This is a genomic window from Novosphingobium endophyticum (assembly GCF_014640675.1).
In the GTDB taxonomy this organism is placed as follows: domain Bacteria; phylum Pseudomonadota; class Alphaproteobacteria; order Sphingomonadales; family Sphingomonadaceae; genus Novosphingobium; species Novosphingobium endophyticum.
Window position 1 is genome coordinate 1 of sequence record NZ_BMHK01000064.1, and the last position, 7,886, is coordinate 7,886.

General features: G+C 61.4%; 5 protein-coding genes. 4 read left to right on the forward strand and 1 reads right to left on the reverse strand.

Going from position 1 to position 7,886, the window contains the following annotated elements; genetic code table 11:
- Positions 1-82: 82 nt before the first annotated feature.
- Positions 83-1,285 carry an MFS transporter gene (locus IEX32_RS19730; RefSeq protein ID WP_268236775.1) on the reverse strand — a complete coding sequence of 401 codons (1,203 nt, stop codon included), beginning with the start codon at positions 1,283-1,285 and terminating at the stop codon, positions 83-85.
- 50 nt (positions 1,286-1,335) lie between these two features.
- Between IEX32_RS19730 and IEX32_RS19735 the strand changes: the two genes are divergently transcribed.
- From IEX32_RS19735 to IEX32_RS19750, 4 genes are all read left to right on the forward strand, one after another.
- On the forward strand, positions 1,336-2,688 hold the full coding sequence (locus IEX32_RS19735) for a hypothetical protein (protein WP_188773248.1): 1,353 nt from the start codon (positions 1,336-1,338) through the stop codon (positions 2,686-2,688).
- A 49-nt stretch (positions 2,689-2,737) separates the two neighbouring features.
- Positions 2,738-4,171, forward strand: a complete 1,434-nt coding sequence (locus IEX32_RS19740; protein WP_188773249.1) for an acyl-CoA reductase — start codon at positions 2,738-2,740, stop codon at positions 4,169-4,171.
- A gap of 64 nt (positions 4,172-4,235) precedes the next feature.
- Positions 4,236-4,823 (forward strand): TetR/AcrR family transcriptional regulator, encoded by a 588-nt coding sequence (locus IEX32_RS19745; protein WP_188773250.1) that lies wholly within the window; start codon positions 4,236-4,238, stop codon positions 4,821-4,823.
- A gap of 911 nt (positions 4,824-5,734) precedes the next feature.
- Positions 5,735-7,699: a TolB-like translocation protein gene (locus tag IEX32_RS19750; RefSeq protein WP_188773251.1), complete on the forward strand. Its 1,965-nt coding sequence runs from the start codon at positions 5,735-5,737 to the stop codon at positions 7,697-7,699.
- Positions 7,700-7,886: the final 187 nt, after the last annotated feature.

A 7,886-nucleotide genomic window follows, 5' to 3' on the forward strand; every position in this document is an offset into this window, starting at 1 on the left:
TCCGGTGTCTCGGGACCGGCTACGGGCTACGCCCTCCGCCAATCCCGAGACACCGGATTCTCATCTTGATCGTCGCGCTCTCTCATCCAGATCGCCGCGCGACACGCATTCCGGCGTGCTGCGCCGTGAGGTAGGCTGAGATCTGCAGCTTTGCCCCGGTGGTGTAGCCGATGATAATCATCGCCAGCATCATCAGGACGATGGAGCCGGATGGGTAAAGCAAATTGACGTAGGCGATGATCGGAGCGAGCAGTGTCAATGCCCCGATTAGGCTGGCGTCCCATCTGTCCGTCATCCACCCGGTGAAGAGCTTCCCCACGATGCCGGCCAATCCAGCCAGGCTGGCCAACAGCGCGGCGTTGCCGCGACTCACGCCCGCATCGGTCAGGATTGGAACCTGATGGACTAGGATGGCGGTTCCGATGAACATCGTCAGCAAGGTCGAAACAGCAATGCGCATTAGGGGCGCATTGCGCAATGCCTCGAGCACGGAGAGACCCGGGAGTTCCGCATTGGCCGGAGCCGACGGAGTCTCGTTAGTCTTCGCAGCGGCTGGCCGAGGGTCCTTCAGGAACAACATGGCGAGGATCAGAGCCGGCGTGGTCCAGACCAGCGCAACTGCGACGTATGCCGTGCGCCAGCCGTAGTCGTCGACGAGCCACTGGGCGAGCGGCGGAACCCCGATCTGCGACAACGCGGCGCCGCACAGCATCGTCCCGAGCGCGAGTCCGCGCCCGGCTGAAAAGGCTCCCGAAATTGCTGTCGTCCAGACGGTTACCTTGATTCCCAGGGTGACGACGCCGTAAAATAGCCACAGCATCATCCACTGAGCCGTAGAGCCATTCGCCAAGCTTATCATGGCGAGCGAGAGTCCGGTGAGGACAATGGAGGGAAGGGCGAGCCTGCGGCTCCCCCACCGGTCGATGATCGCCCCCATCAACGGTGAGAACAGAACCATCAAGATTGCCGGAATGAGGCTCACGACCGAAATCTGAGTCCGGCTCCAGCCAAATTCCGCGTTCAGCGGCTCCATGACGAGCCCCAAGGTGTAAGTCGACACGGTATGGAGCGAGAGGCCGACGCCTGAGGCAAGTACGAGCGTCCAATGCTGGCGCCATTCCTCTCTGACGGTTCGCTGAACCCTGGCGCTGGAGGCGTGGGCGTGCCCGACACCGCCAGCCCTGATTAGCCGTTGGGCGATAATGTCTCGTGGCGCCGGCACCTTTGTCACTCCCAAATGGCGCCGGCTTGGTGCCGGCTGTGTTATTTGGTATAACCTATTCATGTGAGGCGCAACGATTCGCTGTAGAGCGTTTGAACGGATGGAGAACTTTGATGGGAGAGATCGCGGACCGGCTACTCGGCTACATGCCTGGCGGCAAAGGGCATGACATCGCGTATTCCGAGGTGCGCGACCTGCAAGTGGCGGCGATGAACGAGCGGCTGCATGAGCAGGTCGGCAAGATCAAGCTGGTCGCCATGCGCGCCAAGGATGTAGATTTGAACGAGATCCGCAGCCTTGAAGATGTTGTGCCGTTGCTGCTGCCGCACACAGCCTACAAAAGCTATCCTGAAAGCTTCCTGGTGGATGAGCGGTGGGACCGGATGACCAAGTGGCTCGGGACAGTCACTGCACATCCGACCGCGGGGGTGGATCTCGACGGCGTGGACGGGATCGATGACTGGGTAGCGCGCCTTGAGCGAGCCGGGCATTTTGTCTCTTGCTCCAGCGGCACCACGGGGAAGTCTGCTATGCTTGATGCATCGCAAGCCGACCTCGACTTTGCTTCGCAAGACGGGGTCAGTGCTGTAGAGTGGGGTTCTTCCATCCGCCGCGGCGACGGGCGGGCGATGGCGGGGAGCGGCGGAGTCGTCGCTTATACGCCGCGCAATGCGGCAATGGGACAGGCGCTGATGGGTGCCTTTGTCGACCCGAATAAGCCGCGTCCTACGAACAACGTTCCACCCATCACTATCGGTTCGATTACTCGGATGATCGTGCTGCGCAAGTCGATCGCGGACGGAACGGCAAAGCCGGAAGAAATCGCAGAGTACGAAGCGGAGTCTGCCGGCCGGCAACAGGCCCTTGACCGTGCTCGTGATGCAGCCGTCGAGGAAATCATCACACTGCGCGGCGAGCGCCTTTACATGACCGGCATGTGGGCCTCGCTCTACACGCTGGCTGAAGGTGTGCGCGCCCGCGGCTACAGCGGCAAGGATTTCCACCCGGAGAATGCCATCTATCTGGGCGGCGGCCTCAAACGGGCGCAGCTGCCCGATAATTACCGCGAGTTCGTCTATGACACGTTCAACCTGTCGCCGGAGTTCATTTACCAAATGTACGGGATGCAGGAGATCAACAGCTCGATGCCGCGCTGCCAGAAGGGTGGCCGGTACCACGTGCCGCCCTGGGTCGTCGCCGTTCCACTCAACAAGGAGGGCGATGCCCTAGTGGACTTCAGCGAAGGTGAGGTCGAGGCGCGCGCTGCGTTCTTCGACTTGTCGCTCGACGGTCGCTGGGGCGGAGTTATCTCCGGCGACCGCGTCCACATCGACTTCAGTCCCTGTGCGTGCGGCGCGAAATCGCCATCGATCCGCGACGACATCGCACGTTACGCCGACCTCGAAGGAGACGACAAGATCGGCTGCGCCGGCACCGTCGACGCCTACGTCCGGGGCCTCTCTTGAGGGCCAGCTTACTCGTCGCACCAGCAAAACTCCCAACACGGAGAGCACCATGACCGTTAAGACAACAATCGACGCTCCGGCCGCCGAGCAACCCGATTCTGCACCCTTCTTCGTACATGGGAAGGTGATCGAGGCTGGCGAAGCAATCCACCGGTCACGTGACCTGGGGGTCAATTTCGCGACGCCTGCCGTTGATCTCAACTCGCTGGTCTTTCCCCGGACCGAACTTCCGCCGTTGCTCAACGTGCCGTTGACCGAGATCATCGATTTCTTGGTCGAGGCCGGCCAGAAGCTCTGCGACGGCAAGAACCCCTACGTGGAGGCCTGCATCGAGCGGATGGCCAAGGTCAGCCTTCAGCCGCGCAAAGCGATCGAGTACCAGATGTTGAACGCGGCCGAGTATCTCGACAAGCGTTCGCTGTGGGAGCTTGTGGAGCAGAACTTTCCCAATCCCAAGGCGCTCGACGAGTGGATCCCCCACACCGATCACCAAGGCCGCCGCAGCTTCATCCGAGCCTTTCCGCCGCGGCTCATTCACGTGCTGCCCGGGAATGCCCCGGCGCAAGGAATCCGCTCGATTGCGCAGAGTGCGCTGGTCAAATCGGTGAGCCTCTTCAAGATGGCTTCGGCCGATCCATTTTCGACCGTGGCGTTCCTGCGGACAATGGCGGACATCGATCCTGACCACCCGGTCGTGCGTTCGATGTCGGCCATTTATTGGCGCGGCGGGGACGAGGCGATCGAACGCGTTCTCTACCGCCCCCAGTACTTCGATAAACTCGTCGCCTGGGGCGGGGGCGACGCGATCAACAACGTGATGAAATACATTGGGCCCGGCTTCCAGCTCGTCTCATTCGACCCGAAAACGTCCATTTCGATGATCGGCAAGGAAGCGTTCGCGTCGGAGGAAAGCATGGCAGCGGCCGCCGAACTCAACGCTCAGGACGTTTCCATCGGCGGCCAAGAGCCCTGCGTCTCGAGCCGGTTCACATTCATCGAAGCCTCGCCGCAGGAGGCCGACCGCTATTGCAAACTCTTGGCTGAAAGGATCCGCGTCGACCGAATGGGTGAGGGCACCCCGCGCCCACTCGAGATGGATTTGCGCGAGCAGATCGACGTGCTGCGGATGATGGACGACGAGTTTGCAGTCTTCGGGGTAACCGATGGCCGCGGTGTGGCCATCCGTTCGACGGAGCCAGTCGATTTCCACCCCCTGCGGAAGACTTCCAACGTGGTCTGCGTTTCGTCGCTTCAGGACGCTATGAAACATGTAAACGTCGCTACTCAGACAGTCGGCGTCTACCCCTTCAGCCGGATGGCGGAATTGCGTGATTACCTCGCAAGCGGCGGCGCTCAGCGTGTGGTGCGCCTGGGCGAGGCCGGTCCCAGCGCCATAGGCAACCCACACGATGCAATGTATCCGCTACACCGCTTTGTGCACTGGATGGCTAACGAGGACGGTTGTATAGGCGATCCTCAGTGAAGCGTCAGAAAGCGGATCGCACAACTCTCTTCCGCGGACGTGCGAGGCCGCAGAGGAGTTAGGATTGGCCAGAAAACGCACGAACATTCCCACGAAGCCAGACGACGCACGTTCAACGCGCTCGATCGAAGCGCTGCAGCAAGCGTTGCTTGAGCTTCTCGACACGAGGTCTTTCGATCAAGTTACAATCAAGGATATCACGGAAGCAGCAGGACTCAGTTATCCCACGTTCTTTCGACGTTTCGCTGGTAAAGACGACCTTCTTGAACACATCGCCGCTGGCGAGGTTCGCCGATTGTTGAAATTGGGCGAAGCCGCTTTGGGCGCCCGAGAGCCAAGCTCCTCGGCCCAGATGTGCGAGTACGTTCAGGCGAATCGCAAGCTATGGACGACGCTCCTGACGGGAGGAGCGTCGTCGGCGATGCGGACGGAGTTCATGCGCATCGCTCGCGAGATCGCCTATTCAAGACCGCAAGCGAATCCGTGGTTACCCATTGACCTGGCAGTGCCGTTCGTCACCAGCGGCATCTTCGAGATCTTGGCTTGGTGGATGCGTCAGCCGGAGGACTACCCGGTCGACCACGTGATAAAGCTTTTCAATGCGTTGGTGGTCGACATCACGGCACGTCCGCGAACGCTCAGCTTCGCCTGAGGAAACGGAGCTGTCATGTCTGGCCGGCGCCCTGCGATCACTGATGATGTTGTGGTGAGCCGACGGCATCGGGTGCGGTCATGTCTCCTGCGTTTGAGTGTGGCTAATTTTCCAGTGCCTCTGATGTCTATCCGCTGATCTGCTAATCCCATCCAGTCGGACGCGCTTTCCTGCGCTGATTTCTCCTAAGACTTGGCAGATTACGACCGGTGTCGCATCACCTCATCCTCCCGTACAAGCCGATCGACAAAGCCACCTCCGAGTTGCACATCCGGGTGCCATCAGGTGCAGTGTCGCGAGCCACAGCTAAGAAGTACGTTTCGGCGCCTGCCCTCATCTCCATCCATCGATGGTGATTGTTGACTGACCTAGCTGTCTGGACGAATTTGATCAAACATAGGCCTGCGGCGAAGCTGATGATTGATCGGAAGTTTTCGGCGGTTTTCTCACATCTGAGGGCGACACGCTTGAAGCGTTTGAGCTTCGCGCTCGGCCAAGATCTGCATGTGTCCCTCCAATACGAGCGGTGCAGAGGGGCAATGACGGGCAAACCTCCTTGAGCCGAATGATCGTATATGCGATACGATGGCGCGTAAACATCAGTCGGGGAACGGTCGAGGAATGGGTGCCGCGTTGAAAGGAACAGGAAGGCAGGCACTCGCGGAACTCGACCTGGGGCTGATGATCTGGTCCGACACGGTGCGGTCGTCTGTCCGGCTGTTGGTGCGGTGAAGGGGGCAATCGGCACAGCAGATGGCGGCACTGATCCAGCAGGAAGTTGCCTAGTACTGACACGGACCGCGCCGGTCCTTCGGAGTGCCTGTGGTATGAAGCACCGCTTCACCGGCCCTACTCTGAAGGAATTGACCTGAAGACTGAGCGATCGCAACAAAAAAACATTAGGAGACTGCATGATCCACTCCACAGTGGGGCGCATGAGCGCCACGTTGGGCCTGGCGCTGGCGTGCGCCGCCTGCGCGGCGCCGCTCTACACTCAGGCATCTAAGGCCGTCCCCCCGCCGCCTAATCCTGAGCCGGTCGTGGTCCAGTCGCTGCCGCTGCCTCCCACCGCACCCTCCGATGAACCAGGCGCCTGCACCACCCAGATCAATCCGCGCGGCACCGGCTGCATGAGCGCAAGAGCGGACGGGATAATTGAGGGTCCGGCCTACATGTGGGATGCCAAGCATGTTCTGCTGCCCGTTCAGTTCACCGGCTCAGCAAGGGGCAGCACGTACGATGGCCCGCAGGTGATCGCGATTAAGACCAACGGCAAGCTGTTCCCGAACGGCGATCCCTGGAAGTGCATCACCTGCGGCATTCCGGCTCAGGGGCGCAAATATGCCAATCCTGCCGTGACCGACGGCGGCGGGCGGCAGGCGGGTCCGGGTGACAACTGGATGCGGGTCGATCATCCGCAGGCCTTCCCTGGCGACAGAAAGATGCTGGCAGGCACCAACGTCGTCGATTGCGGACCGCACAAGCTGACTGACCAAGCCTGCACGCCCGATCGCCTCCGCGTTTACCCAATTCGTTGGGATACATCGGCTGATGGAGCAGGGCCCGGCGGATCGATGCGAGAACTGAGGATCAATCCTGACGGGCAGCACCTGATGTGGAGCCACATGATCGCCACGGGCGCAAACCTGGATCAGCATGGACTGGTCGGGCGGCTGGTCTTCAATCCCTCTCCTACGACGGGACAGCACTTGGTCCCGCGCTATGAGCTAGCCGACGTTTTCGTCCTAACCAACACTGACAATCCGGATTTCGCTCAGTTTCGTGTCGATCCGCAGGACCCCACCCGCCTGATCAACAATCCGGCCAAGGGGCAGATCGGCGAAGCGCGAGGCTGGACGCGCGACGGCGAGGACGCGGTCGGGATGGGCTTCGAGGAAGCAGGCGCGGTTGATATGTACATTACTGATCTGAAGACCGGGGATTCTGACCGGTTGACCAGCGCGCCGGGCTATGCCGATCCGATCATGATGTCGCCGGATGACAAGTGGTTCGTCGTCCTCGATAATCGGGGCGTCGACCGACACATGTACTACGGCGGCCTGCGAGGGATCCCGCCACTGCTCGATACTTTGACGATGATGGTGAAGCTGAGCGCTGAGTTTGGCTATCGGAACGGACTACGGCGCTTCTTTCAGCCGTACCTGATCGACCGCTGGGGCGACCGCTCCGGGCCCTGGGGTGAGTACGCAGGCCAACAACTCAACGCCGGCCCCGGCGCAGCGGGCAGCGCGAGCGATCCTAACTGGAATGCGCGCGCTGATCCGGCCTGGTCGCCTGACGGCACTGACGTAGTCTATTGGCAGGCGTTGGTGACGAGTCCCGACTGCGGCGGCGCCAATCCATTGCTATGCCCAAAATCGACCGAGCCCGGCGGCCGCCACTCGCGTCTGATGATCGCGCGCCTAACCAGCCGTCAGCCGCTGCCGCTCGGCCAGGTTGCCGCCCCCGGCCGCATCACGGTTCCTTGGGGCACCCCGTACAAGCCCGGCGATCCCATGCCGCGCCGCGTAGGCGGGGTCCCAGCAGGCAAGTACACGATGAGGGGCCGAAAGGGCGGCTCGGCTGAGGTTGAGTTCCGGAGCATCGGGGGACGCTACGTCGGCGCTGTTTACACCAATTACACCGACGACGGCTTGCACGTGATCAACGGCACAGAGAGCGCAAAATTGGAGGTGGTGGGCGGCAAGCCGCGGGTCGTCTGGCATTCCGACATTCGCGCCAGCGGGAGACAGAACGGCACCAAGAAGACCAGCCCCGGAGGTTTCGTCGTCAGCCCGATGGGCGAACCGCTCGAAGGCGAGCTCGTCACCACAATAGACGGCAAGGTCTACCGCCCGCCGCTGAAGGGCACCTGATCGCTCGAGGACTCAGGTTCACGCCCGGGTCACCCCCGTGGGGCGGCCCGGCGCGGCAGCCGCCGGAGCTGCAGTCTCGTGCTAATACCCGTGGCCTGATCGACTGACTCACGGAAGCTTGCGGTAGGTTTCGGACTATGATTCGCTGCTTTCCTCGCAAGTGAGGAGGAAGCGATGGCTGCACCGA